The 23,959-nt window shown below is 73.1% G+C and carries 21 protein-coding genes and 1 pseudogene; 13 read left to right on the top strand and 9 right to left on the bottom strand.

The annotated features are described in order from the left end of the window. Positions 1 to 98 precede the first annotated feature (98 nt). The 3 genes and pseudogenes from ACTEI_RS33280 to ACTEI_RS33270 form a co-directional block, all read left to right on the top strand. Positions 99 to 1,310 (top strand): annotated as a pseudogene (locus ACTEI_RS33280) (serine/threonine-protein kinase); the annotation flags it as partial. Between the two features lie 2,783 nt (positions 1,311 to 4,093). Beyond that, positions 4,094 to 4,309: a hypothetical protein gene (locus ACTEI_RS33275; RefSeq protein WP_122981258.1), complete on the top strand. Its 216-nt coding sequence runs from the start codon at positions 4,094 to 4,096 to the stop codon at positions 4,307 to 4,309. An 81-nt stretch (positions 4,310 to 4,390) separates the two neighbouring features. Then, entirely contained in the window at positions 4,391 to 5,125 is a 735-nt protein-coding gene (locus ACTEI_RS33270) for a M50 family metallopeptidase (protein WP_122981257.1), read from the top strand. A 6-nt stretch (positions 5,126 to 5,131) separates the two neighbouring features. Here ACTEI_RS33270 and ACTEI_RS33265 read toward each other — a convergent pair whose 3' ends face one another. Beyond that, complete coding sequence (locus ACTEI_RS33265) at positions 5,132 to 6,703, bottom strand: acyl-CoA carboxylase subunit beta (protein ID WP_122982572.1); 1,572 nt, start codon at positions 6,701 to 6,703, stop codon at positions 5,132 to 5,134. Between the two features lie 123 nt (positions 6,704 to 6,826). Between ACTEI_RS33265 and ACTEI_RS37565 the strand changes: the two genes are divergently transcribed. The 3 genes from ACTEI_RS37565 to ACTEI_RS33250 all read left to right on the top strand — a co-directional run bounded on the left by ACTEI_RS37565 (position 6,827) and on the right by ACTEI_RS33250 (position 10,057). Beyond that, on the top strand, positions 6,827 to 8,506 hold the full coding sequence (locus ACTEI_RS37565; protein WP_164466222.1) for a hypothetical protein: 1,680 nt from the start codon (positions 6,827 to 6,829) through the stop codon (positions 8,504 to 8,506). A gap of 137 nt (positions 8,507 to 8,643) precedes the next feature. Then, positions 8,644 to 9,498 carry a biotin--[acetyl-CoA-carboxylase] ligase gene (locus ACTEI_RS33255; RefSeq protein ID WP_122981256.1) on the top strand — a complete coding sequence of 285 codons (855 nt, stop codon included), beginning with the start codon at positions 8,644 to 8,646 and terminating at the stop codon, positions 9,496 to 9,498. A 4-nt stretch (positions 9,499 to 9,502) separates the two neighbouring features. After that, positions 9,503 to 10,057 (top strand): PH domain-containing protein, encoded by a 555-nt coding sequence (locus ACTEI_RS33250; protein ID WP_239082143.1) that lies wholly within the window; start codon positions 9,503 to 9,505, stop codon positions 10,055 to 10,057. On the opposite strand, the gene ACTEI_RS33245 is transcribed toward ACTEI_RS33250, so the two are convergent. From ACTEI_RS33245 to ACTEI_RS33235, 3 genes are read right to left on the bottom strand one after another with little or no spacing between them, the layout of a single operon-like run. Continuing rightward, positions 10,050 to 10,616 carry a GtrA family protein gene (locus ACTEI_RS33245; RefSeq protein WP_122981254.1) on the bottom strand — a complete coding sequence of 189 codons (567 nt, stop codon included), beginning with the start codon at positions 10,614 to 10,616 and terminating at the stop codon, positions 10,050 to 10,052. The two genes, ACTEI_RS33250 and ACTEI_RS33245, sit on opposite strands and share 8 nt — an antisense overlap. A 36-nt stretch (positions 10,617 to 10,652) precedes the next feature. Next, complete coding sequence (locus tag ACTEI_RS33240; protein ID WP_239082142.1) at positions 10,653 to 11,171, bottom strand: GtrA family protein; 519 nt, start codon at positions 11,169 to 11,171, stop codon at positions 10,653 to 10,655. 52 nt (positions 11,172 to 11,223) lie between these two features. Further along, positions 11,224 to 11,988, bottom strand: a complete 765-nt coding sequence (locus ACTEI_RS33235; RefSeq protein ID WP_122981252.1) for a sigma-70 family RNA polymerase sigma factor — start codon at positions 11,986 to 11,988, stop codon at positions 11,224 to 11,226. Between the two features lie 298 nt (positions 11,989 to 12,286). On the opposite strand from ACTEI_RS33235, the gene ACTEI_RS33230 reads away from it, so the two are divergent. Together ACTEI_RS33230 and ACTEI_RS33225 are read left to right on the top strand one after the other, a co-directional pair. After that, complete coding sequence (locus ACTEI_RS33230) at positions 12,287 to 14,092, top strand: phosphoenolpyruvate carboxykinase (GTP) (protein WP_122981251.1); 1,806 nt, start codon at positions 12,287 to 12,289, stop codon at positions 14,090 to 14,092. 141 nt (positions 14,093 to 14,233) lie between these two features. After that, positions 14,234 to 15,004: an isoprenyl transferase gene (locus ACTEI_RS33225; protein WP_122981250.1), complete on the top strand. Its 771-nt coding sequence runs from the start codon at positions 14,234 to 14,236 to the stop codon at positions 15,002 to 15,004. 46 nt (positions 15,005 to 15,050) lie between these two features. Here ACTEI_RS33225 and otsB read toward each other — a convergent pair whose 3' ends face one another. Then, positions 15,051 to 15,857, bottom strand: a complete 807-nt coding sequence (gene otsB, locus ACTEI_RS33220) for a trehalose-phosphatase (RefSeq protein WP_122981249.1) — start codon at positions 15,855 to 15,857, stop codon at positions 15,051 to 15,053. Between the two features lie 273 nt (positions 15,858 to 16,130). On the opposite strand from otsB, the gene phoH2 reads away from it, so the two are divergent. The 4 genes from phoH2 to ACTEI_RS33200 all read left to right on the top strand — a co-directional run bounded on the left by phoH2 (position 16,131) and on the right by ACTEI_RS33200 (position 20,038). Continuing rightward, the gene (gene phoH2, locus ACTEI_RS33215; RefSeq protein ID WP_122981248.1) at positions 16,131 to 17,549 is read left to right on the top strand and encodes an RNA 5'-3' helicase PhoH2; all 1,419 of its coding nucleotides are present in this window, start codon (positions 16,131 to 16,133) and stop codon (positions 17,547 to 17,549) included. 268 nt (positions 17,550 to 17,817) lie between these two features. After that, positions 17,818 to 18,531: an aggregation-promoting factor C-terminal-like domain-containing protein gene (locus ACTEI_RS33210; RefSeq protein ID WP_122981247.1), complete on the top strand. Its 714-nt coding sequence runs from the start codon at positions 17,818 to 17,820 to the stop codon at positions 18,529 to 18,531. Positions 18,532 to 18,596: 65 nt separating this feature from the next. Then, the gene (locus ACTEI_RS33205) at positions 18,597 to 19,382 is read left to right on the top strand and encodes a S1 family serine peptidase (protein ID WP_122981246.1); all 786 of its coding nucleotides are present in this window, start codon (positions 18,597 to 18,599) and stop codon (positions 19,380 to 19,382) included. Positions 19,383 to 19,429: 47 nt separating this feature from the next. Continuing rightward, positions 19,430 to 20,038 (top strand): rhomboid family intramembrane serine protease, encoded by a 609-nt coding sequence (locus tag ACTEI_RS33200; protein ID WP_122981245.1) that lies wholly within the window; start codon positions 19,430 to 19,432, stop codon positions 20,036 to 20,038. A gap of 74 nt (positions 20,039 to 20,112) precedes the next feature. Here the strand turns inward: ACTEI_RS33200 and glpX are convergent, their stop codons facing one another. After that, complete coding sequence (gene glpX, locus ACTEI_RS33195) at positions 20,113 to 21,153, bottom strand: class II fructose-bisphosphatase (RefSeq protein ID WP_122981244.1); 1,041 nt, start codon at positions 21,151 to 21,153, stop codon at positions 20,113 to 20,115. 100 nt (positions 21,154 to 21,253) lie between these two features. On the opposite strand from glpX, the gene ACTEI_RS33190 reads away from it, so the two are divergent. Next, positions 21,254 to 21,805, top strand: a complete 552-nt coding sequence (locus ACTEI_RS33190; RefSeq protein ID WP_239082141.1) for a DUF4245 domain-containing protein — start codon at positions 21,254 to 21,256, stop codon at positions 21,803 to 21,805. A 109-nt stretch (positions 21,806 to 21,914) separates the two neighbouring features. Here the strand turns inward: ACTEI_RS33190 and ACTEI_RS33185 are convergent, their stop codons facing one another. From ACTEI_RS33185 to ACTEI_RS33175, 3 genes are read right to left on the bottom strand one after another with little or no spacing between them, the layout of a single operon-like run. Next, positions 21,915 to 22,118 (bottom strand): exodeoxyribonuclease VII small subunit, encoded by a 204-nt coding sequence (locus tag ACTEI_RS33185; RefSeq protein WP_122981242.1) that lies wholly within the window; start codon positions 22,116 to 22,118, stop codon positions 21,915 to 21,917. Continuing rightward, on the bottom strand, positions 22,115 to 23,380 hold the full coding sequence (gene xseA, locus ACTEI_RS33180) for an exodeoxyribonuclease VII large subunit (protein ID WP_122981241.1): 1,266 nt from the start codon (positions 23,378 to 23,380) through the stop codon (positions 22,115 to 22,117). Before xseA ends, ACTEI_RS33185 begins: the two co-directional genes overlap by 4 nt. A 9-nt stretch (positions 23,381 to 23,389) precedes the next feature. Further along, positions 23,390 to 23,932: a hypothetical protein gene (locus tag ACTEI_RS33175; protein ID WP_122981240.1), complete on the bottom strand. Its 543-nt coding sequence runs from the start codon at positions 23,930 to 23,932 to the stop codon at positions 23,390 to 23,392. Positions 23,933 to 23,959 lie beyond the last annotated feature (27 nt).

Raw genomic sequence — 23,959 nt, 5'->3', positions numbered from 1 at the left:
CCGAGCGTACGACGGGTGCCCCGGCTTCCGGTGACACGTGTCCCACACTCGGCTGATCAATTCGCGGCCGCTCGACAGAACCAGGTATTTTCTGCGTGATGTCTTCTTCTCCCCCGCTCATCGTCGCTGATCGGTACCGGCTCGTTGCGCCGCTCGGTCAGGGCGGGATGGGCCGTGTCTGGCGGGCGACCGATGTCGTCCTGCACCGCGAGGTGGCGATCAAGGAACTGGTCCCGCCTCCCGGGCTGACTCCGGCCGAGCGGCAGGAGATGCGTGAGCGCTCCCTGCGCGAGGCCCGGGCCATCGCCCGGCTCAACAACATCAACGTGGTGCGTGTCTTCGACGTGCTGCGTACGGACGCCGACCCGTGGATCGTCATGGAGTACGTGCCGTCCCGCTCGCTGCAGGACACGATCGCCGCCGACGGCCCGTTCAACCCGGTCCGTGCCGCCGAGATCGGTCTCGGTGTGCTGAACGCGTTGAAGGCCGCGCACCGCGCCGGGGTCGTGCACCGTGACATCAAGCCGGGCAACGTGCTGATCGGTGGCGACGGCCGCGTGGTGTTGACCGATTTCGGTCTCGCCACGGTCCCCGGCGACCCGAACGTGACGCGTACCGGCCTGGTGCTCGGCTCCCCGGCGTACATCGCTCCCGAGCGCGCCCGGGACGGCACGGCCGGTCCGGCCGCCGACCTGTGGTCGCTGGGCGCGACCCTCTACGCCGCGGTCGAGGGCCAGTCGCCGTTCGCCCGCCCCTCGGCGATCGCCACGCTCGCCGCGCTGGCCACCGAGAACGTGCCGCAGGCGCGGAACGCGGGACCCCTCAAGCCCGTACTGAATGGTCTGTTGCGCAAGGATCCCGCGCACCGCATCGATGCCGATGAGGCGGAGCGGCTGCTGGCGCGCGCCGCCGGGCGGCGCTCGAAGCTGAGCTTCCCGATGAGCCCGACCATGCGCCGTCCCGGGGTCGGCCGCGAGCGGCCGTCGCTGCCGAGCGGTCCGGGCGGGCCGCCGGTGCTGCCGGGCAGCGGGTTCGTCACCGCCACCGGCTCGGCGCCGGTCGTGCCGACCCCGCGCCCGCCGGGTTCCCCGCGCCCGGCCGACCCGCCGAGCCGTTCGCAGAGCGGCAACCCCGGTCGTCCGACGATCCCACCGGTGCCGCCCGGCCGGCCGGTCTTCGCGCCCGGCAAGGCCACGGTGGGCAACCCGGTGCCGCCCGCCCCTCCGGCGCGTCCGGGTCACCGACCGCTGGACGCGACGAAGGTCGATGCGCCTCCGGTCCGCGACGAGCCGCCGGCGCCTCCCGGTTCGCGCCAGCCCGGCAACCTTTCCGGTACGCGGGGGCCGGGGAACCCCTCCGGTACGCATGGACCCGGCAACCCGCCCGGTCAGGCCGGCGGCCTCTCCGGCGTCCGCCAGCCCGGTGACCTGCCCGGCGCCCGCGGGCCGGAGAACCTTTCCGGTACGCGCCAGACGCCGCCGGCCGGTCCTCGCGGCGTCCGCCCGGTGTCCGGCCGGGCCACCCCGGTCGAGCCGTCCTCGCCGGTCGTGAACACCGCGCGGGTCGGCTTCACCGCCGCCGACGTGGCCGCCAACCGGCGTAAGCAGGCCGCTCCGGAGCACGAGCGGTCACTGGCCGCGGCCACCGGCGCGTTCCCGGTCGTGCCGGCCGAGCAGTCCACGCCGGACCAGGCCACCGCGGTGGTCCGGAAACCGGCCGCCGAGCCGCAGCCCGCGTCCGCCCCGGGCGGCCCGGCCGCGAAGGGCGTCGACACGGGATCCGCGGCCACCGGCGCCCCGGCGCAGTCGAGCAGCGCCACCGCGCCGAGCGCGACCGCGCCGAACGTGACCGCGCCGAGCGCGACCGCACCGACCTCAACCGCACCGAGCGCCACCGCGCCGAGCGCGGAAGTCTCGGCGCCGGTGGCCGCCGACGCCGCGACGCCCGCAGCCGAAGCCGAAGTCGCAGGCCCGACGGACAGGAGCGGCGAGACCGGCAAGGCTGCCGCGCCGGCCGCTGAACCGACGGGCGCCGGCAAGCCGGACATGCCCGCCGGCGCGCCCGCGGCCTCGGCCTCGGCCTCGGCCTCGGCGGAGAGGGCCGCCGGGTCCACCGATGATGCCGCCACCACCCCGGAGGCCGGGGCGGGCGGAGCGAAGGCGGAGCCGTCGGCGGCCGGATCCCAGACGGCCGGGTCCGGCACGGGAGATGCGGCGCCCGCCGCGCGGTCCGATGATGCGGAGCGACCGGCCGCGGACGACAAGGCCGCGCCGGGGACACCCGCCGATCCGGCCGCGCCCACCGAGCCCGAGCCGCCCGCTGAGGCAGACGAACCCCAGGCGGCCGAGGCCCCTCGGGCGTCCGGGGCGAAGACCGCCGACGCCGAGACCGCGGCGGGGGCCACCGATCCCAAGGCTTCCGCGGAAACCACCGCTCCGGAGCCGGCCGCGCGGATCGCTGCGCAAGAGTCACCCGCGCAGGTCGAACCGAAGTCACCGGCACCGGTTGCCGCGCCGGAGCCGGCCGTGCCGGCTGCCGCACCGCCGCCCGCTGCGCCGGAGCCCACCGCGCCGGAGCCCACCGCGCCGGAGCCGGCCGCGCTGACTGCCGCACCGCAGCCGGCCGCGCTGGCTGCCGCCCCCGGCCCGGCCGCGCCGGAGCCGTCCGCACAGACCGGCACGCCGTCGTCGCCGGTGCAGCCCGCTGCGCCGGAGCAACCCACGCCGACTGCCGCCCCGAGCACGGCCGCCGGGAGCACGGCCGCCGCGAGCACGGCCGCCGCAAGCGCGGCCGCGTCGACCGCCGCGCCGAAGCCCGCCGCGCCGGCCGCCGCCGCGAGCACGGCCACGCCCACCGCCGCACCGAAGGCGGCCGCCGCGATCACCGAGCCCGGAACCGCGGCGGCGATCCCCGCGACCGCGGCGCCGCAGATCCCCGAGGTCGAGCCGGACGCCGACACGGTCGTCGAGGCCAAGTCCGTGACTCCCGGGGCGCGACCCGCCGCGGCGAGCGCCGAGCCCAAGACCGCCAAGGTTCCGGAGCGGCCCGTCACGCCGCTGACCCCCGGCCGCCGCCCGGTTCCGGCGGTGTCCGATGAGGACCGTACCTCGGTCGTCGATCTCACGCGGGTCGTTCCGCAGTCCCCGGCGGCCCCGGCCGACGGGGCGACTCGCGTGGTGCCGCCGCTGGCCGGCTTCACCCCGTCGAACCGTCCGGCGTGGAATCCGATGCCGGTCCGCCCGGCGGCCCGCCCGGTCGGCGGCGTCACCGTTTTCGGCACCACGCTGACCCGCCGGCAGGCGGTGATCGGCGCGGCGATCGTGCTGACGTTCCTGCTGCTGGTCGGGATCATTGTGGTGCAGGCGTTCGGCGACGGCGACGAGCAGACGGGCGGGACCACCCCGTCGGCCGTGTCCACCGGGAAACCGGCGCCCACCCAGTCGTCCGGCCGTACCGGCGGCAACGCGCCGGCGCCGAAGCCGAGCACCACCCCGTCCACGGTGCGGCCGTCCAGCGCCGCGGCGGCCGGTGTTCCGGCGAACTGGCGGACGACCAGCCTCTCCGGGTACTCCGTCGCGCTGCCGCCGGAGGCCGAGTTCGACAGCCGGGGCGGTCAGGAGACCCGGGTCAAGTGGAACAACCGGCTGCTGATCATTTTCCGGTTCGACGGTGACCAGGGCGATCCGGTGAAGGCCTTCCAGGGGGCGGACCACGGCGGGTTCAGCGGGGAGAGCATCAAGCCGGTGACCTTCCAGGGCCGCTCCGCGGCGGACTGGGAGTACTTCTACAACACCGGCAGCGGCAACCGCCTGCACGTGCTCAAGCGGGGCTTCTCGGTCGACGGCAAGACGTTCCACATCTGCTGGTACACGCCGCCGGACGACTGGGACGCGGGGCGGAAGGACCTCGACGCGATCTTCGCGAGCTTCAAGGTGGACTGAAGCGCCCCGCCACGGGCGGGAGCCGCTTCCGGGACCGGCCCGGGCGGCTCCCCGACCTACCGGACCGGGCCCCGGCCGACTTCGGATGTGAGCCTCATGCGTGATTTCCGGCAACGCGGGTAGTTGTTGAGGATCACGAACGGAGGTGCGTCATGAACTGCCGAAGGCACGGCAGTAAGCCCACGCTGGCGCTGTGGATGCTCGTCGCCCTGGCCGACGTCGCGATCGTCGCGGCGGCCGCGGGGCCCCTCACGATGGTGCTGATCGTCGCCGGGCTGCTGGTCGCGGCCGGCGCACTGGTGACCGCACGGAACTTCGGGCACCGTGCCCCCGCCCCGGCCAAGGCCGTGGTGCGGCGGCGCGCATAGGCCGCGCCCTCGACCCGGTTCCCCCTGTCCCACCCGATCGGTACGACGTCACGCACGGCCGGATCGGCTACAGTCCCCCGCGTGTTGTCGATCGACGGTGTGAACGACCTGTGGGACCAGCTGCTGGGTGCACAGCCCGACCCGCCCGGGATGCTGGTGTTCCTGACCGCGGTGGCCGGTTTCCTCGCGGTGGCGGTCCGGGGTGTCTGGCGGGTGGCCCGCAACGCGGTGACCATCGCGCACGAGGGCGGGCACGCGCTCTTCGCCCTGCTGACCGGGCGCAAGCTGCGCGGCATCCGGCTGGAGTTCGACACGTCCGGGCTGACCCTGTCCGCGGGGCGGCCGACCGGTCCGGGCATGATCCTGACCCTGCTCGGCGGCTACATCGCGCCGTCGCTGGTCGGTGTGCTGGGGGCCTGGCTGCTCGGCGGCAACCGGATCACCCTGCTGCTGTGGCTCGCCGTGGTCCTGCTGCTGCTCATGCTGATCAACATCCGGAACCTGTTCGGCGTGCTGTCGCTGCTGGTCACCGGCGCGATCGTGGTCGCCGTGTCCTGGTACGCGTCACCCGAGGTGCAGTCCGCTTTCGCGTACGCGGGAGTCTGGTTCCTGCTCTTCGGCGGGGTGCGGCCGGTCTTCGAGCTGCAGCGCCTGCGCGGCCGTGGCCGGATGCGCGATTCGGACGCCGACCAGCTGGCCCGGATCACCCACGTGCCCGCGCTGTTCTGGGTCGGCGTCTTCCTCGCCGTCGATCTGGCCGCCCTGGTCACGGGCGCGTTCCTGCTGGCCGGCCAGTGGCTGCCGGCCGGCGTCTGAGGCCGGTCACAGCGGGATGTTGCCGTGCTTCTTCGGCGGCAGCGTCTCCCGCTTGGTGCGCAGCATCCGCAGTGCCCGGGTGACCTGGGCGCGGGTGTCCGACGGGCGGATCACCGCGTCCACGTAGCCGCGCTCGGCCGCGATGTACGGGTTCGCCAGGGTGTCCTCGTACTCGCGGATCAGCTCGGCCCGCCGCGCCTCCGGGTCCTCGGCCGCCGCCAGCTCACCGCGGTACAGGATGTTGACCGCGCCCTGCGCCCCCATCACCGCGATCTGCGCGGTCGGCCAGGCGAAGTTCATGTCCGCGCCGATGTGCTTGGAGCCCATCACGTCGTACGCCCCGCCGTAGGCCTTGCGGGTGATGACGGTGACCTTCGGGACGGTGGCCTCGGCGTACGCGTAGATCAGCTTGGCGCCGCGCCGGATGATCCCGTCCCACTCCTGTCCGGTGCCGGGCAGGAATCCGGGCACGTCCACGAAGGTCAGCACCGGGATGTTGAACGCGTCGCAGGTGCGCACGAACCGGGCGGCCTTCTCGCTGGCCGCGATGTCGAGCGTGCCGGCCAGATGCATCGGCTGGTTGGCCACGACGCCGACCGGCCGCCCCTCGACCCGGCCGAAGCCGACCACGATGTTCTGCGCGTAGAGCGGCTGCACCTCCAGGAAGTCGTCGACCACCGTCGTGACCACGGTCTTGATGTCGTACGGCTGGTTCGGCGAGTCCGGCACCAGGGTGTCCAGCGCCAGGTCGGCGTCGCCGGCGGCCAGGTCGGCGGGCTCCTCGTAGGCCACCGGCTCGTCGAGGTTGTTGCTCGGCAGGTAGGACAGCAGCGCCCGCACGTAGTCGATCGCGTCCTCCTCGTCGGAGGCCAGGTAGTGCGCGTTGCCGCTGCGGGTGTTGTGGGTGCGCGCCCCGCCCAGCTCCTCCATCGCGACCTCTTCGCCGGTGACCGTTTTGATCACGTCCGGCCCGGTGATGAACATGTGCGAGGTCTGGTCCACCATCACGGTGAAGTCGGTGATCGCCGGGGAGTAGACCGCGCCGCCCGCGCACGGGCCCATGATCAGGGAGATCTGCGGGATGACGCCGCTGGCCCGGACGTTGCGGAAGAAGATGTCGGCGTAGAGGCCGAGCGCGACCACGCCCTCCTGGATCCGGGCGCCGCCGGAGTCGTTGATCCCGATGACCGGGCAGCCGATCTTCATGGCCAGGTCGAGCACCTTGACGATCTTCTCGCCGAAGACCTCGCCGAGCGAGCCGCCGAAGACCGTGAAGTCCTGCGAGAACACGCAGACCTGACGGCCGTCGACGGTGCCGTATCCGGTCACCACGCCGTCGCCGTACGGCCGGTTGCCGCCCAGTCCGAAGTTGGTCGACCGGTGCCGGGCGAGCTCGTCCAGCTCGACGAAGGAATCCTTGTCGAGCAGCAGCTCGATCCGTTCCCGGGCGGTCTTCTTGCCGCGCGCGTGCTGCTTCTCGACGGCTCGCGCGGATCCCGCGTGAACCGCCTCCTCGGTGCGGTTGGCGAGGTCGGCGAGCTTACCGGCGGTGGTGTGGATGTCGGGCTGCGTTGTCACGGTGGTCTCCACGCGTCGAGGGCGGCGGTGCACTCCCGATGATCGTATCCAAGCCCGTAGCGCGCGTGGTGGGCGTCGCTACGGGTCCGTTTCATACCGCTTGCCCCATTCGTTACGTCTCACGTGACGAACTGGATGACCGCGGCCGGGCTGGCTCTCATCGCGGGGGGCCTCGCCACAATGATCAGTTTCCGCACCGTGCTCTTCGGGGGCGGGGACGACGGCGAGCCTGGCCGGTCGCGGCCGGCGCCGCCGCCCGGCCGTCGCCGCTCCGGCGACCCGGCCCGCAACGGCCCCGCCGCGCCACCGGCTCCGGAGGACCTGCCGGCCACCGGCACGGCGGACGACCGGCAGCCGGACCGGCCCGACCACCGGGAACCGGCGGGCACCCCGGCCGCCCGCTCCGCACCGCGAACCGATCCCGGCAGCGGCCCGCCCGTGCCCGGCCGGCCCGGCGCCGACGACTACGGCCGGCCCGGCGCCGAGGGGTACGCCCGGGCGGATCGGGGCGGGGTCGGCGGCGACGAGTACACCGGCACGGCCCGGAGCCGGACCGGTGGCGACGGGTACACCGACGAGGCCCAGGCCGGCCGCGACGAATACCGCACGGCCGATCGGGGCCGGGCCGGTGGCGACGGGTACGCCGGCGAGGCTCCGGCCGGCGACGGATACGTGCGGACCGTTGCTCGAACCGGCGACGAACACGCCGGGACGGAGGCGGACGCCGCCGAACCGGCCGGCGCGTACGCCGAGCGCTCCGCGCGCACCGCCGCGTCCTGGATCGGCGAGCCGGAGCCGCGTCCCGAGCCGGCCGGGCAGAGCGGATGGATCGGCGAGCCGGAGCCGCGTCCCGAGCCGGCCGGGAAGGCCGGGCCGGCCGCCGGTTCCTGCGACGGCGAGCGGGCCTGGCCGCTCCTGGACCGTGCACCCGGCGAGGATCTCGTCGCGCCGGTCACGGCCGGCACCCCCCGCTCCTGGGCCGAGGACCACCTTGCGGACGCCGGCCGGCCGAGCGCCGACGGCTACCCGGCGGACCGCCACGGGGCCGCTCCGGCACCCGGCCGGCCGGGGGAGGGGCGGGCGTATCCGCGGGTCACCGCGGCCAGCGAGGTGTCCCGGTTCATCGACAACAGCGCCTGGCGGGCCGGCCCGCCGACGGAGCACGCGCCGGACGACGCCGGCTGGGCCGCGACCACCGGCGACCTCCGGTACGTCGACGAGGCCCGCTACGCCCAGCCGGTCCCTGAGCCCCGGGTCGCTCCGGTCGACCGCTCCGACCGCGGCTACGGCGACCGGATCGACGGCTGGGTCCGCCCGCGCTACCGCGATCTCGACGACCGCCCGCCCTCCGGCGACTACTGGACCCCGGTCCCCGACGATCTCTACGCCGACCCGGAGCCGTCCGCCCGTGGCTACGGCTGGCCGGTCCCGGTGGAGCGCCTTCCCGCCGTCCCCGACTACGAGCCGGCGACCGGTTTTGATCTGAGCCCGATGCAGGCCGCCGAGCCGACCACCCTGGTGCCGACCTGGCGGCCGCGCGACCCGGACCACCGGGTCCGGTTGCCCCGCTCGTGGGCGGAACGCGACGACCACGGGCCGACCGGCCCGTTTCCCGCGGACAATCCGCCCGCGCCGCGTACCGGGGAGGAGGCCGCCGATGACCCGCTGCGGCGCGGCCACCGGGCGGCCGAGGCGGAACCGCCGGGCCGCGGCGCCCGCTCGCGGCCGCGCCCCCGCCCGGCCACGGCCGCCGAGCCGGAGTCGTCCTACGTGAGCCGCCACTCGGCCGGGCCGCACCACTGACCGGTGGGCCGGGGCGGGGAGGTTCCGCTGCGGCAACGCTGGGCCGGCCCGGCGCCGAGGGCTCGCGGCGGCACCCCGCGAGCCGGCCGCGCTGTGCCCCGGCGCGGGCCGGTCCGGACGGGGCATAGGCTGCCAGGATGGCCGCTTCCGGGTACACCGATCTGGACCGCCCGCCGCTCTCCGAGCGTGCGCTGACCCGCGCCCTGGTGCAGCCGGGCGGGCTCTGGTCGCGGATCGAGGTCCGTGCCGAGACCGGCTCGACGAACGCGGACGCCGCCGCGGCGGCCCGCGACGGCGCGGCGGAGGGCCTGGTGGTGGTCGCCGAGCGGCAGGTCGCCGGCCGTGGCCGGCGGGACCGGCAGTGGGTCAGTCCGGCCCGGGCCGGACTGACCCTGAGCGTGCTGCTGCGGCCCGGCGCCGCCGATCCGGCCCGCGACTGGCCGGCGGCCGCGCCCGGCGCGGTCGGCTGGCTGCCGCTGCTGGCCGGGGTGGCGCTGGCCGGGGCGGTGTCCCGGGTGGCCGGTGTGGAGGCCGCCCTGAAGTGGCCGAACGACCTGCTCGTCGACGACCGCAAGTGTGCCGGGATCCTGGCCGAGGTGGCCGGCGACGCGATCGTGGTGGGGATCGGGCTGAACGTCAGCACCCGGGCCGAGGAGCTGCCGGAGACGACCGGCGTGCCGGCCACCTCGCTGCGCGTGGCCGGCGCGGAGAACTTCGACCGGGACCCGCTGCTGCGGGCGCTGCTGCGTGGCCTGGAGCGGTGGTACGGCGGCTGGCGTGAGGCCGCCGGCGACGCCGAGATGTGCGGGCTGCTCGGCGAGTACCGGCGGCGGTGCGCGACGATCGGGCGGGCCGTGCGGGTGCTGCTGCCCGGCGGGGGCGAGCTGACCGGCGAGGCGACCACGGTGGACCGGGACGGCCGGCTGGTGGTCCGTACGGTGGATGGCGCCGAACATCGCGTCTCGGCGGGTGACGTCCTGCACGTACGCTGACCGCGTGGCGTTCCCGGCGGAAGTGCTCTCCGAGCAGGAGGAGGTCGTTCTCCACCTGCGTCCCCACGGCAGGTCGGTGGCCGGCCCGGTCCTGGTGCTGCTGCTCACCCTGGCCGCGCTGGTGATGGCCTGGGTGCTGCTGCCGGACAACGAGGGCGGCCGGATCGGCCTGGGCCTGGTCGCCGCGATCATGCTGTACCACGGGGTCCGGTACGGGGCCTATCCGCTGGCCCAGTGGCGGTCCACCCACTACGTGCTGACCGATGAGCGGATCCTGCTGCAGGAGGGGGTCTTCGCCCGGGAGCGGCGCGACCTGCCGCTGAACCGGGTGAACGACCACGCGCTGACCCAGTCGCTGCTGGACCGGATCTTCGGCACCGGCACGTTGGTGATCGACTCGATCGGGGAGCAGAGCGCCCGGCTGACCGGGGTGCCGCACGCCCAGCGGGTGCAGACCACGCTGTACGAGCTGATCGAGCTCAGCCCGCAGGAGGAGGACGAGGAGGAGCCGGAGACGCCGGAGCCGCGTCGCGGTCCGTTCCGGCGCCCCGTCAGCTGAGCGGGCTGGAATCCTTCAGGCGGGCGGCGTCCAGCTCGGCGGCGCTGCCGGGCACCTCGATCGCGCTGAGCTCGGCCAGGCCGGCGGTCGCGTCCATCTCGGTGATCGAGCCCTCGTGCCCGTCGACCGGCGGCTTGAGGAAGACGAACGTGCGGTACGCCCAGAAGCGGAACACCGTGGCGATCCCGATGCCGACCAGGGTGACGCCGAGGAAGGCCAGCTCGTCGTCCTGCTCGGTGAGGCCGAAGCCGTACTTGCCGACGGCCACCATGCCGGACTGGATGACCATGCCGATCAGGTTGAACCCGAAGAAGAGCGTGTACTCCCGGCGCAGCGCGGTGCGGGTGTGGTGGCGGTAGGTCCAGTACCGGTTCGCCAGGTACGCCAGGGTGGTGGTGACCACGGTGGCGACGACGCTCGCCTTGACCGCCCCGATCGGCAGCGCGACGTAGGTGATCGCCATGTACAGGAGTGTGTTGCCGGCTCCGATGATGCCGAAGGCGATGGCTTCCGGAGCGAGACGGCGCAGGCGTTCCGTCAGCGGAGTGGCTGAGGGCATTGGGCAACCTTATGGGGAGGAGGCGGGGACGCCGCATCACTGTGGCGCGGATGACGGCGATGTCACACTGCCGGTCCTGGCCGCCGTGACCGGGACGGCGTTGGCCCGGAACACGAATCTTCGATATGACCAGAATCGGAATATGGTACCCACCGCGGTGCCGACAAGCTGTCCCGCGATGTTGTCGGCGAGCGGGCTCTGCAGCGCCGGCCAGAGCTGTCCGAGGCCGTAGTGACTGATGGCGAGACAGGCCAGCGCGATACCCAGGCCGATCGCGTTCAGCGCGAAGAAAGTCGTGTACTGCCGCGCCAGGTGGGTGTGTGCGCCGTCACGCCACGTCCAGAAGCGGTTGCCGGCGAACGCCAGCGTGGTCGCCACGATCGTGGAGGCCGTCTTGGCGAGCAGGGTCTCGCTGCCGGCGTTCAGCAGGAGGTTGAACAGGAGCAGGTCGACGCCGAACGCGACGCTGCCGACGGTCCCGAACCGGCCCGCCTCCCGGGCCAGTGCCCGCAGCCGGGCGGGCAGTCCGGGCGGCCGCGGTGAGGTCGGGGGCACGGGACCGAGGTTACCGCCGGCGGGCACGTGCCGCTCATCTCGTTGCACAACCTCAACCGGCGGTACCGGCATGGTGGCGCGGCCGGTACCCGGAATGCCGGAAGCCGTCGATCTCCCGGATCTCCGCGAGCCGCCCGCGGCAGTCCGCGCACCGCCCGAGGTGGGTGCGCATCCGGTGCGCGTCGCGCGGGGCGAGCCGGCCGCGCACCTGCGGGCCCAGCCGCTCGCCGGCCCACCGGCACTCGGGGTGCTCCGCCGCGGTCACGTGCTGCTGCAGGTAGAGGCTGCGCAGGCCCTCCCGGGCGCGGTGCGCGAGCACGGCCACCGCGTTCGGGGTCAGGCCCATCCGCGGGGCCAGTTCGGCCGGGGTGCTGCCCTCCACCTCGGTGTGCCACAGCACCACCCGCCAGCGGGGCGGGAGCTGGCGGAACGCGGCCGCGGCGAAGCTGCGTTCGAGCTGGGCCAGGGCCGGGTCGGTGAACGGCTCGCCGGGGTCGTAGCGGCTCAGGTCGTCGGTGAACTCCAGCCGCCGGTCGGAGCGGGCCCGCTGGTAGCAGACGTGCCGCATGGTGGTGTGCAGGTAGGCGCGGAACGCGACCAGGGGGCCCCGGCCGGCCCGCAGCGACGCGAACACCTTGGCGAACGTCTCGGCGACCAGGTCGTCGGCGTCGGCGGGGTCGCGGGCCAGGCCGTACGCGAAGAGTCGCGCCGCCGCGTGGTGGCGCTCGTAGAGCGTCCCGTACGCGGCGGTGTCGCCGGCCCGGACGGCCGCGAGTAGATCCGTGTCCGAGTCCACGTCGTTGCCGGGGGTCGTCATTCCGCCTCCTGTGGCAGGAAGTGCGAGGTAAGCCCGATTACGTGAAAGTCTACGGCTCTAAGTCCGTTTTGCGAAAGTTGCCGGGAGTGACGGTGTGGCTGGCCGCACTGCGCGCTCGTGCGCCAAGCGGCGAAGAATCAATCGTGATCGCGCATCGCAGCCAAAGAATGTGGGGTTGTCCACAGGATGTTCCGATGAATGTACGGGTATCGGGCTTAGGCTGATGTGACTCCCATGACACCTGCCGGACTTTCCGGCCGTTCCGTCATTGGTCAGTGCCGACCGAAGGAGCTTCACTTTGTCTCACCCGCACACCTCCCACTCCCGCCTGTTGACATGGGTCGACGAGGTCGCCGCCCTGACGACGCCCGAACGCGTCGTCTGGTGCGACGGCTCGGAGGCCGAGTGGACCCGGCTGACCGACGAGCTCGTCGCGTCCGGCGCGCTGGTCCGGCTGGACCCGGAGAAGAAACCCAACTCGTTCTGGGCGCACACCGACCCGTCCGATGTGGCGCGGGTGGAGGAGCGCACCTTCATCTGCTCGGTCGACGAGGCCGACGCCGGGCCCACCAACAACTGGATGGCCCCGGCCGAGATGAAGTCCCGGATGACGCGGCTGTACCGCGGCTCCATGCGCGGCCGCACGATGTACGTCGTCCCGTTCTGCATGGGGCCGCTCGACGCCGAGCACCCGATGTTCGGTGTGGAGCTGACCGACAGCCCGTACGTGGTGGCGAGCATGCGCATCATGACCCGGATGGGAACCGAGGTCCTGCGGGCGATGGGGGACGACGCGGACTTCGTGCCCTGTCTGCATTCGATCGGCGCCCCGCGGGAACCGGGTGAGGCCGACGTGGCGTGGCCGTGCAACGAGACGAAGTACATCTCGCACTTCCCGGAGACCCGGGAGATCTGGTCCTTCGGTTCCGGGTACGGCGGCAACTCGCTGCTCGGCAAGAAGTGCTACGCGCTGCGCATCGCCAGTGTGGCCGCGCGCGACGAGGGCTGGCTCGCCGAGCACATGCTGATCATGAAGTTGACCTCACCGGAGGGGCGGGTGCGCTACATCGCCGGCGCCTTCCCGTCGGCCTGCGGCAAGACCAACCTGGCCATGCTCGAACCGACCCTGCCGGGCTGGAAGGTGGAGACCATCGGCGACGACATCGCCTGGATGCGCTTCGGGCCCGACGGCCGGCTCTGGGCCACCAACCCCGAGTTCGGGCTGTTCGGCGTCGCGCCCGGCACCGACTTCCACACCAACCCCAACGCCATGCGCACCCTGGCCAAGGGCAACTCCATCTTCACCAACGTGGCACTGACCGACGACGGCGACATCTGGTGGGAGGGCATGGGGCAGCCGCCCGCGCACCTGACCGACTGGACCGGTCACGACTGGACGCCGGGGTCGGAGGCGCCGTCGAGTCACCCGAACAGCCGGTTCTGCACCCCGATCGAGCAGTGCCCGATCCTGGCCGAGGAGTACCACGACCCGCGCGGCGTGCCGATCGACGCGATCCTCTTCGGTGGCCGCCGCAAGACCACGGTCCCGCTGGTCACCGAGGCGCGCGACTGGGTGCACGGGGTGTACCTGGGCGCCACGCTGTCCTCCGAGACCACCGCGGCCGCGGTCGGCCGGGTCGGCGTGGTGCGCCGCGACCCGATGGCGATGCTGCCGTTCATCGGCTACCACGCCGGCGACTACTTCCAGCACTGGATCGACATGGCCAAGGGCGCCTCCGGCGACGCGTCCCAACTGCCCAGGATCTTCTACGTGAACTGGTTCCGCCGCAGCGACGACGGCCGGTTCCTCTGGCCCGGCTTCGGCGAGAACAGCCGGGTGCTCAAGTGGGTGGTCGAGCGGTTGGACGGCAAGGCGGAGGCGGTGGAGACCCCGATCGGGCACGTCGCCACCCCGGCCGCGCTGGACCTGAGCGGCCTGGACCTCGACCCGGCCGACATCGAGGCCGTGCTGCGGGTCGACAAGGACGAGTGGCTGGCCGAGCTGCCGCAGGTCACCGAGTGGTTCGAGAAGTTCGGCGACAAGCTGCCCGCGGTGCTCTGGGCCGAGCTCGACGCGCTGCGCGCCCGCCTGGCCGACGCCTGATCCGTGCCCGGGCGACCGTCGCGTGCGGTCGCCCGGACGGCCGAGGCCGGTGGCCCGATCGGGCGTATCCGGACCCGGATCGTTCCCCAGGCGCATGGTCGCCGCTCGGGCGCGCCGGCGGGGTGGCTACCCTTTGCGGTGATGAGTCTGCGGTCCCTGGTCTACTCGTTCTACGAACGACGGCTCGCCGGAAAACTGGCCGGCAAGCCGGTGCCCCGCCATGTCGGTGTGATGTGCGACGGCAACCGCCGCTGGGCCCGGGAGATGGGCTTCGTCGACCCGAACGACGGCCACCGCGTCGGCGCGGCCCGGGTCAAGGAGCTGCTCACCTGGTGCGACCAGGCCGGCATCGAGCACGTCACGCTCTACCTGCTGGCCACCGACAACCTGCGCCGCCCGGCCGCCGAGCTGGACCCGCTCGTGAAAATCATCGAGGACCTGGCGACCGAGCTGGCCGAGGAGGGCAACCCCTGGCGGCTGCGCATGGTGGGCGCGCTGGACGTGCTGCCGGCCGGCACCGCGGCGACGCTCAAGGCCGCGCAGGAGAAGACCCGGGACCGCAGCGGCGGCGTCGAGGTCAACATGGCGGTCGGCTACGGTGGCCGGCGCGAGATCACCGACGCGGTGCGCTCCCTGCTGCAGCAGCACGCGGCCTCCGGCGGCACCCTGGAGGAGCTGGCCGAGATCCTCGACGTCGAGCACATCGCCGAGCACCTCTACACCCGCGGCCAGCCCGACCCGGACCTGGTCATCCGGACCAGCGGGGAGCAGCGGTTGTCCGGCTTCCTGCTCTGGCAGTCGGCGCACTCGGAGTTCTACTTCCACGACGCCAACTGGCCGGACTTCCGGCGCATCGACTTCCTGCGCGCGCTGCGCTCCTACGGCAACCGGCAACGGCGCTACGGCGCCTGACCCCTTCTCCGTCCACCGTGCGGAGAAGGGGCGCGGACGGCTTCGCTCAGAGGCGGCGCAGGCCCTCGGTGAGGAACTCGGCGACCGCCGTCGGCGAGGCCAGGGTCAGGTCGGCGGCGCTGGACACCTCGGCGCCGGTCTCGTCGTTGGCCACCGCGATCGCCATGCCGAAGAAGGCCGGATCGACCGCCTCGCGGGCGCGCAGCGCGTCGAACGCCTTGATGTCGGACATGTCGTCACCGAAATACCACGCACAGCCGGTGTCCCGCACCGCCTCGGTGATGACCATGCCCTTGTCCTGGTCGACCGGTGGCTTCAACTCGACCACCATGCGCCCGCGCTGGATCTTCAGGTTGGCCCGCTCGGCGCGCTCGTGGGCCCAGCGCTCCACCTCGTCGGCGCGCTCCGGGCACTCGCGGTAATGCAGGGCGACGGAGAGCCGTTTGTACTCCACGAAGACCGGCCGGCTCAGCACCGCCTCGGCCTCGGCGGCCAGGGCGGCCATCGGCTCGGCATACTCCAGCGCGGCGGGCTTGGTGACCACGTCGCCCTCGTGCAGCACCTCCAGGCCGTAGAGGCCGTAGAGGTCGACGTGCTCCAGGCCGCCGAAACGCGACCGCAGGAAGTCGACCGGCCGGGCCGAGACGATGGCCACCCGGGCCACCTTGGCGGCCAGCCGCTCCAGCACCCCGAGGCTCTCGGGCACCGGCTGGGAGGCGGACGGGTCCTTGGTGACGGGCGAGAGAACACCGTCGAAATCGAAGAAGAACGTGGTGCTGGACGCGTGCCGGGCGGTGCGCGCCCACGCGTCGTCAGCGCTCGCGGGATGGGTCGGACGCTCGGTCTCTGCCACGGGGTCAGATTACCCGCGGTCGGTCCGCTTTTACGCCCAGGCGAGTTGGCATGGGTCGAGCGTCACCCGTCGGTGCCCGATTTTGCGCACTACCGCGGGAGGCGGTTGACCGCTAGCGTTTGAGTCATGGCACGGGGTCATCCCGAGCCAGCCGGCCGGCCCGGACCTGCGACAACATGCGCCACAGGGCCCGCAATCCGTCCCTGTGCACGTGCCGGCGGCCGGAGGTGGCGGACCGCGGGTGGCGGGTTGCACGCCCGCTGGAGCAGGCCTGTGACATCTCGCCGTACCGATGCCGGTGTCGCCTCTTCTTCCGACCCGGCCGACAAGGTCACCAGGACCGGTGCCACGAGCACGCGTCGCCGGACCCGGGACCGGCACGCCGACGCCGAGCCCGCCCCCGCTGGCAAGGTCTTCGTCCTGGACACCTCGGTCCTGCTGTCCGATCCGGCGGCGTTCCGCCGGTTCGGCGATCACGAGGTGGTCGTCCCGCTCGTGGTCATCTCCGAACTGGAGGGCAAGCGTCACCACCCCGAGCTCGGCTGGTTCGCCCGGCAGTCCCTGCGGATGCTGGACGAGCTGCGGATCAAGTTCGGCCGCCTGGACCAGCCGGTGCTCTGCAACGACGAGGGCGGCACGCTGCGCGTCGAGCTGAACCACGCGGACCAGAGCGCGCTGCCGCACGGCTTCCGCAACGACTCGAACGACACCCGGATCCTCTCGGTGGCGCTCGGGCTGGCCGCGGAGGGCCGCGACGTCACCCTGGTGAGCAAGGACATGCCGCTGCGGGTGAAGGCCGCCTCGGTGGGCCTGGCGGCCGACGAGTACCGCCACGGGCAGGCCAGCGATCCGACCTGGACCGGCATGGCCGACCTGCAGCTCGGCGAGGAGCAGGTGAGCGCCCTCTACTCCGGTGCGGAGCTGGAGCTGGAGGAGGCGGAGAGCCTGCCCTGCCACACCGGCCTGGTGATCCACTCACCGCGCGGCTCGGCGCTCGCGCGGGTCAATCCGGACAAGACGGTGAAGCTGGTCCGCGGCGACCGGGACGCCTTCGGGCTGCGCGGCCGCTCCGCCGAACAGCGGATCGCTCTGGACATCCTGCTCGACGAGCAGGTCGGGATCGTCTCGCTGGGCGGCCGGGCGGGCACCGGCAAGTCCGCGCTGGCGCTGTGCGCCGGCCTGGAGGCGACGATGGAGCGCAACCGCCACAAGAAGGTGGTGGTGTTCCGTCCGCTGTACGCGGTCGGCGGCCAGGAGCTCGGCTACCTGCCCGGCAGCGAGTCGGAGAAGATGTCGCCCTGGGCGCAGGCGGTCTTCGACACCCTCGGCGCGGTGGTGCACGCCAACGTGGTCGAGGAGGTGCTGGCCCGCGGCATGCTGGAGGTGCTGCCGCTGACCCACATCCGGGGGCGCAGCCTGCACGACGCGTTCGTCATCGTGGACGAGGCGCAGTCGTTGGAGCGCAACGTGCTGCTCACCGTCCTCTCCCGGATCGGCCAGAACTCCCGGGTGGTGCTGACCCACGACGTGGCGCAGCGGGACAACCTGCGGGTCGGCCGGCACGACGGGGTCACCGCGGTCATCGAAGCGCTGAAGGGGCATCCGATCTTCGCCCATGTCACGCTGACCCGTTCGGAGCGGTCGCCGATCGCCGAGGTGGTCACCGATCTGCTGGAGGACATTCCTCTGTGAGGTGACGCCAGCGCGGATCTTTTGTCCCGAATGTAGTAATAATTTCGGTGACTAACATCACAGATCCGCGCTGGCATTTCACATCCACATCACGCTGCGCCATGGTGTCTGGCGAGCACCATCGCGTGGCCGCGCGGTCGGAGATCGACAGGGGCCACCCCCTCGCGGGTGCGAGGCGGCGGCCGGTCGGGTCGCGGTGCTCGCGGCACGATCGTCCACCCACGGTGGAGGCGTGCCGCGTTCATTGCCCCCGACGAAGGGAATCTTCGTGAATCGGCTCTGGAGCCGGCTCGGAGTTCGCACCGCATCTGTCGGTCTGCTCGTGGCGGGTCTCGGCGGCGGTGTGTACCTCGGACAGGACCGGGACGTCCAGCAGCGCAGCGCCGAGGCGCAGCTGGTCGTGCAGGCCAACGCGGAGGAGCTGCAGCTGCTCAAGCAGCGTCAGGCCGAGCACGCCGCGGCTCGTGCGTACCGTCGCTCGGCGGAGGACGCCGCCGCCGCGAAGGCCGCCGTGGAGGCCAAGGCCGCCGCGACCAAGGCGCGGACGCTGGAGAAGAAGGCGATCGCCGCCGAGGAGGCCGCGAAGAAGGCCGCCGCGGAGAAGGAGGCCCGTGCCAAGGCCGCCGAGTCCGGCGGGGCGGTGCCGTACACCGGCGAGATCCCGTCCTCGTGCGACGAGTACTCCGGCAGTCGCGAGATCGGCTGCGCGCTGATGCTCGACGCCGGCTTCAAGATGGACCAGTTCCCGTGCCTGGACAGGCTGTGGAAGCGCGAGAGCGGCTGGAACCACCGGGCCACCAACAGCAGCTCCGGTGCGTACGGGATCCCGCAGGCGCTGCCCGGCAGCAAGATGGCGTCGGTCGCGGACGACTGGAAGACCAACCCGGCCACCCAGATCAAGTGGGGTCTCGGCTACATCGAGGACCGCTACAACACCCCCTGCGGCGCCTGGAACCACTCCGAGAGCGTCGGCTGGTACTGAGGGCTCGGCTCCGGGGCCGCGCGGCAAAGCCGTGCGGCCCTGTTCCATTGTGATCAAATGTCTGTATGGTCCGAAATGTCGCCTCGTTGGTTCTGGTCGCCACCGTCGCGGCGGTGCTCGCCGCCGGTGACGTCCCGGCCCGCGCCGGCGGACGGCCGAAACTCGAAGTGGTCGGCGGCAACGTCGCGAAGGCCGGCGAGTTCCCCTGGGTGGTGCGGCTCTCGATGGGCTGCGGCGGCGCCCTCACCGCGCCCCGGGTGGTGCTGACCGCCGGGCACTGCGTCGGCCCCACCGGGCCGAACGACCGGATCACGGTGACCGCCGGGGTCACCGACCTGAAGGCGAAGAACGCGGTCACCGCTCGCTCGGTCGAGGTGGTCCGCGCGGCCGAGTTCCAGACCGAGACCCGCGGCGACGACTGGGCCGTGGTCAAGCTGGACCGGGTGCTCAGCCTGCCGACCCTGGCCCTGGTCCCGGACGCCTCCGGTGATCAGGGCCAGGTCACCGTGATGGGCTGGGGCCAGACCCGGGAGGGCTCGCTGCGCCAGGAGCGCCGGCTGCACTACGCCACCGTGCCGACCATCCCGGACGCCGTGTGCGCGAGGTCGTACCTGCCGGCGAAGGTGGTGCTGGTCCAGGAGGAGTCGATCTGCGCCGGGCGGCACGGCGTCGACACCTGCCAGGGCGACTCCGGCGGCCCGATGGTGCGCCGCGGCCGGGACGGCCGGTGGGCCCAGGTCGGCATCGTCAGCTGGGGGCTGGGCTGCGCCCGGGACGCGTACCCCGGGGTCTACACGCAGATCTCCAGGTTCCGCACGGTGATCCTGGCCGCCACCCGGGCGCTGTCCTGACCCTCGTCGCGCTGGCCGCCGCCGCGCCCACCTGGGAACATCGAAAGATGAGTTGGGTACCCGACACGCGGGCCGGCGCGGCGACGTTCGGCACCGAGGCCTTCTACGCCGCGCTGGGCCGCGCGTTCGTCACCATGTGCGCGGTGATCCCGATCCTCTTCCTGGTCGAGGCGCTGGACGTGGCCGCCGGCGCCGGCACCCTGGACCTGGCCGGCGGGATCGTGCCGCGGCACGTCGACGGCCTGGACGGCGTGCTGTTCAGCCCGTTCCTGCACGCCGGGTGGGACCACCTCTACGGCAACGCGGTCCCGCTCATCCTGGTCGGCACGTTCGCGCTGGCCGGCGGCGCCCGCCGGTTCATCTGGTCGACGTTCGTCATCATGCTCGTCAGCGGCCTGGGCGTGTGGTTCGTCGGCGACCCGGGCACCGTCGTGGTGGGCGCCAGCGGGGTCATCTTCGGCTACCTTGGCCTGCTCTTCGCCCGCGGCTTCGTCGAGCGCAGCTGGTGGAACCTGGCCGTGGCCGCGTTCATCGGGCTGCTCTACTGGTACCAGGTCTACAACATCCTGCCGACCGACCGGGCGGTGTCCTGGCAGGGCCACCTGCTCGGCCTGATCGGCGGTTTCGTCGCCGCGTTCCTGTTCCGCCGCCGGTGACGTGCCGGGCCGGGCGGCGGCGTGGCGCCCGTCCCGCCCCGGGACCGGCGCGGGACGGGCCGCCACCGGCCGGGTCAGATGACCGGTTCGTCGCCGATCGGCACGCTGGGCAGGTGGCCGTCGAAGTCCACCGCGGAGTACAACGCCAGCTTCTCCAGCCGGTGGTACGAGTCGATCACCCGGATCGTCCCGCTCTTCGAGCGCATCACGATCGACTGGGTGTGCGCCCCGCCGGAGCGGTACCGTACCCCCTTGAGCAGATCGCCGGAGGTGACGCCGGTCGCGACGAAGAAGCAGTTGTCCCCGGTGACCAGGTCGTCGGTGGTCAGCACCCGGTCCAGGTCGTGCCCGCCGTCGATCGCCTTCTGCCGTTCCGCGTCGTCGCGCGGCCACAGCTTCGCCTGGATCATGCCGCCCAGACACTTGATCGCGCAGGCCGCGGTGATGCCCTCCGGCGTGCCGCCGATACCCATCAGGACGTCCACATCGGACTCCGCGCGGGCCGCCGAGATCGCCCCCGCGATGTCGCCGTCGGAGATGAACTTGATGGTCGCGCCGGCCTGCCGGACCTCCTCCACCAGCCGGGCGTGCCGCGGCCGGTCCAGGATGCACACGGTCACGTCCGAGACGCTGGACCGCTTCGCCTTCGCGATCCGGCGCAGGTTCTCCGCCGTGCCGGCGTCGATGTCCACGACGTCGGCGCAGTCCGGCCCGACCGCGATCTTGTCCATGTAGAAGACCGCGCTGGGGTCGAACATCGCCCCGCGCTCGGCGACCGCGAGCACCGACACCGACCCCGGCATACCCTTGCTCATCAGGGTGGTGCCGTCGATCGGGTCGACCGCGACATCCACCTCCGGACCGGTGCCGTCGCCGACCCGCTCGCCGTTGTAGAGCATCGGGGCCTCGTCCTTCTCGCCCTCGCCGATCACGACGACGCCGCGCATCTGGATCGAGTTGATCAGCTTGCGCATGGCGTCGACGGCGGCGCCGTCACCGCCGTTCTTGTCGCCGCGCCCGACCCATCGGCCGGCCGCCATGGCGGCCGCCTCGGTCACGCGGACCAGGTCGAGGGCGATGTTGCGGTCGAGATCCTGGGGAATCCGGGCAGGCATGTCGGCCTCCTCGCGTCATTGCGGGGTTGGTGGATCCTCTGATCCTGGCATCCGAGGACGTGCCAAGTCCCGCATCCGCGACATGGTTAACAATGAGCAGGTGGAACCCGCTGCTACCGAGACCGGGCCGGACCGGCCGCGTCTGACCAAGCGTGAGGGCCGGTCGCCGCGCGACATGGCCCTGTCGCTGCTGGTGCTGATCGTGCCGATCGCGCTGCTGCTCACGTTCTACCGGGTGGTGCTCGACGGCGACAAGCCGATGACCGTCGACCCGGCCGCCTCGTTCGAGTCGGCCGCCCGGGAGTTCACCGTCCTGCGGCCGTCCGGGCTGGGTGACGACTGGCGGGTCACCGCGGCCACCGTCCAGCGCGGCAACGGCGGGATCACCCTGCGGATCGGGTACGTCGACCCGGACGACGCGCCGCTGCAACTGGTGGAGAGCACCACGCCGGCGGCGACGCTGGTGCCGGCCGAGGTCGGCAAGGAGGGCAGGCGGACCGGGGCGTACCGGACCGAGCAGCGCACCTGGATGGTCTACGACGCTCGGCCGGGGGAGACCGCGCTGGTCCTCACCGAGGGGGACCGGACGGTGCTGATCGTCGGCAAGGCCGAGCAGCGGAGCCTGGAGACGTTCGCCGCGTCGCTGAGGTAGACCCGGCGGCGTGGGCCGCGTCGCTGAGGTCGGCCTGGTGGCGTGGGCCGCGTCGCTGAGGTCGGCCTGGTGGCGTGCGCCGCGTCGCTGAGGTGAGCGGCCCGCCGCCCTACTCGGCGGCGCGGGCGGCCCGGGCCGCGTCGATCCGCTCCCGCGCGCCGTCCAGCCAGCGCTGGCACACGTCGGCGAGCCGCTCGCCCCGCTCCCACAGCGCGAGCGACTCCTCCAGGCTGCCCCCGCCCTGCTCCAGCCGCTCCACCACGCCGGCCAGCTCGGTCCGCGCCTGCTCGTAGCTCAGGCTCTCGTCGCTCATTCGCCCTCTCCTGCCGTGACCACTGCCGTCAACTCACCCTCGGCCACCCGGATCCGCAGCGGATCGCCCGGGACCACCTCGCCGGCCGCGCGCACCACGTGCCCGTCGGCACGCTGCACGATGGCATAGCCGCGCTGCAGGGTGGCCAGCGGTGACAGCGCGCGCAGCCGGGCCAGGGTGTGGCGCAGCTCGTCGTCGGCCCGGCGCACCCGGTGCTCCAGGCTGCGCCCGGCCCGCTCGCGCAGCGCGGCGACCTCGGTGGACCGCTGGTCGATCAGCGTCTGCGGGCGGGCCAGCACCGGCCGGGACCGCCACGCCTCGATCCGGTGCCGTTCCCGGTCGATGAGGGTCAGCACCGCGCGGTCCAGCCGCTGCCGGGCGTGCTCGATCAGCCGCAGCTCGTCGGCCAGGTCGGGGACGATCCGCTTGGCCGCGTCGGTCGGCGTGGAGGCGCGCAGGTCGGCGACGTAGTCCAGCAGCGGGGTGTCGGTCTCGTGGCCGATCGCGCTGACCACCGGCGTGCGCGCGGCGAACACCGCCCGGCACAGCGCCTCGTCGGAGAACGGCAGCAGATCCTCCACGCTGCCGCCGCCCCGGGCGATCACGATCACGTCCACCGTCTCGTCGTCGTCCAGGACCTTGAGCGCGTTGAGGATCTGCGGCACCGCGTTCGGTCCCTGCACCGTCACGTGCGCGGTGCGGAACGCGGCGCCCGGCCAGCGGCGGCGCACGTTCATCAGCACGTCCCGCTCGGCGGCGGTGTTCTGCCCGGTGATCAGGCCGATCCGGGTGGGCAGGAACGGTAGCCGGCGCTTGCGCTCCCGGGCGAACAGGCCCTCCGCGGCCAGCAGTTTCTTCAACCGTTCCAGGCGGGCCAGCAGCTCACCCAGACCGACCTGGCGGATCTCGTCGGCGCGCAGGCTCAGGGTGCCGCGGGCCGGATAGAACTCCGGCTTGGCGTGCAGCGTCACCCGGGCGCCCTCGGACAGGTCGGGCGCCCCCGCCTCCAGCACGTCGCGGTGCGCGGTGACGGTCAGGCTCAGGTCGGCCGACGGGTCGCGCAGGGTCAGGAAGACCACGCCGGAACCGGCCCGGCGGCTGATCTGGGCGACCTGGCCGTCCACCCAGACCCAGCCGAGCCGGGCGATCCAGGCGCCGACCTTCTGGCTGACCACGCGCACCGGCCACGGCTCGTCGGCGGTGCTCTTCGGCGGTCCGCCCGCGCTGCCGGCCGGGCCGGTGGGAGCCTGCGGTTCGTTCACCCGGCCAGACTAGGTCAGCCCTCCGACATTCTCGTCGGCGCGATGCTGCGCCACGTACGCGCGTTCCTCGGCGTGCCGGGCCACGTAGCCGCTCACGTCGACCGGGGTGCGCCGTTCCGGCCGCAGCCGCTCCACGATCCGGACCACGGCCATCGCGACCAGCCCGGCACACGCCCAGAAGACCAGGTCGGCCGCGAGGTAGCGGGCGTCGACATGCGTCCCGCCGCCGGCGCCCAGGAACGGGAACGGGTAGCCGCGGCGCTGCGGGTACCACGCCAGGCAGCAGCGGGCGGTGGTGGGCAGCAGGCCGAGCCCGAGCCCGACCGGCGCGACGAGCGCCCCGGCCGCGTACCCGGCGCGGCTCGGGTCGATCCGGTGCAGGGCGAGCAGGATCGCCCCGCCGAGCGCCAGCACCACGTGGAAGAGCACGTAGGTGGGCCCGTCCACCCCGGTGGCCAGGTCGAGCAGCCCGACCCCGAGCAGGAACCAGCCGGCCATCACCCGCAGCACCGTCGGGATCGAGGGCCACGCGTCGTCCCGCTCGGCGCTCATGAACCCGATTATCCGCCCTTAATTACT

Origin of the sequence: Actinoplanes teichomyceticus ATCC 31121, assembly GCF_003711105.1 — a bacterium.
Taxonomy (GTDB): domain Bacteria; phylum Actinomycetota; class Actinomycetes; order Mycobacteriales; family Micromonosporaceae; genus Actinoplanes; species Actinoplanes teichomyceticus.
Note: the sequence above shows the minus strand (reverse complement) of the source record. Positions and strands in the feature narration are given on the sequence as shown.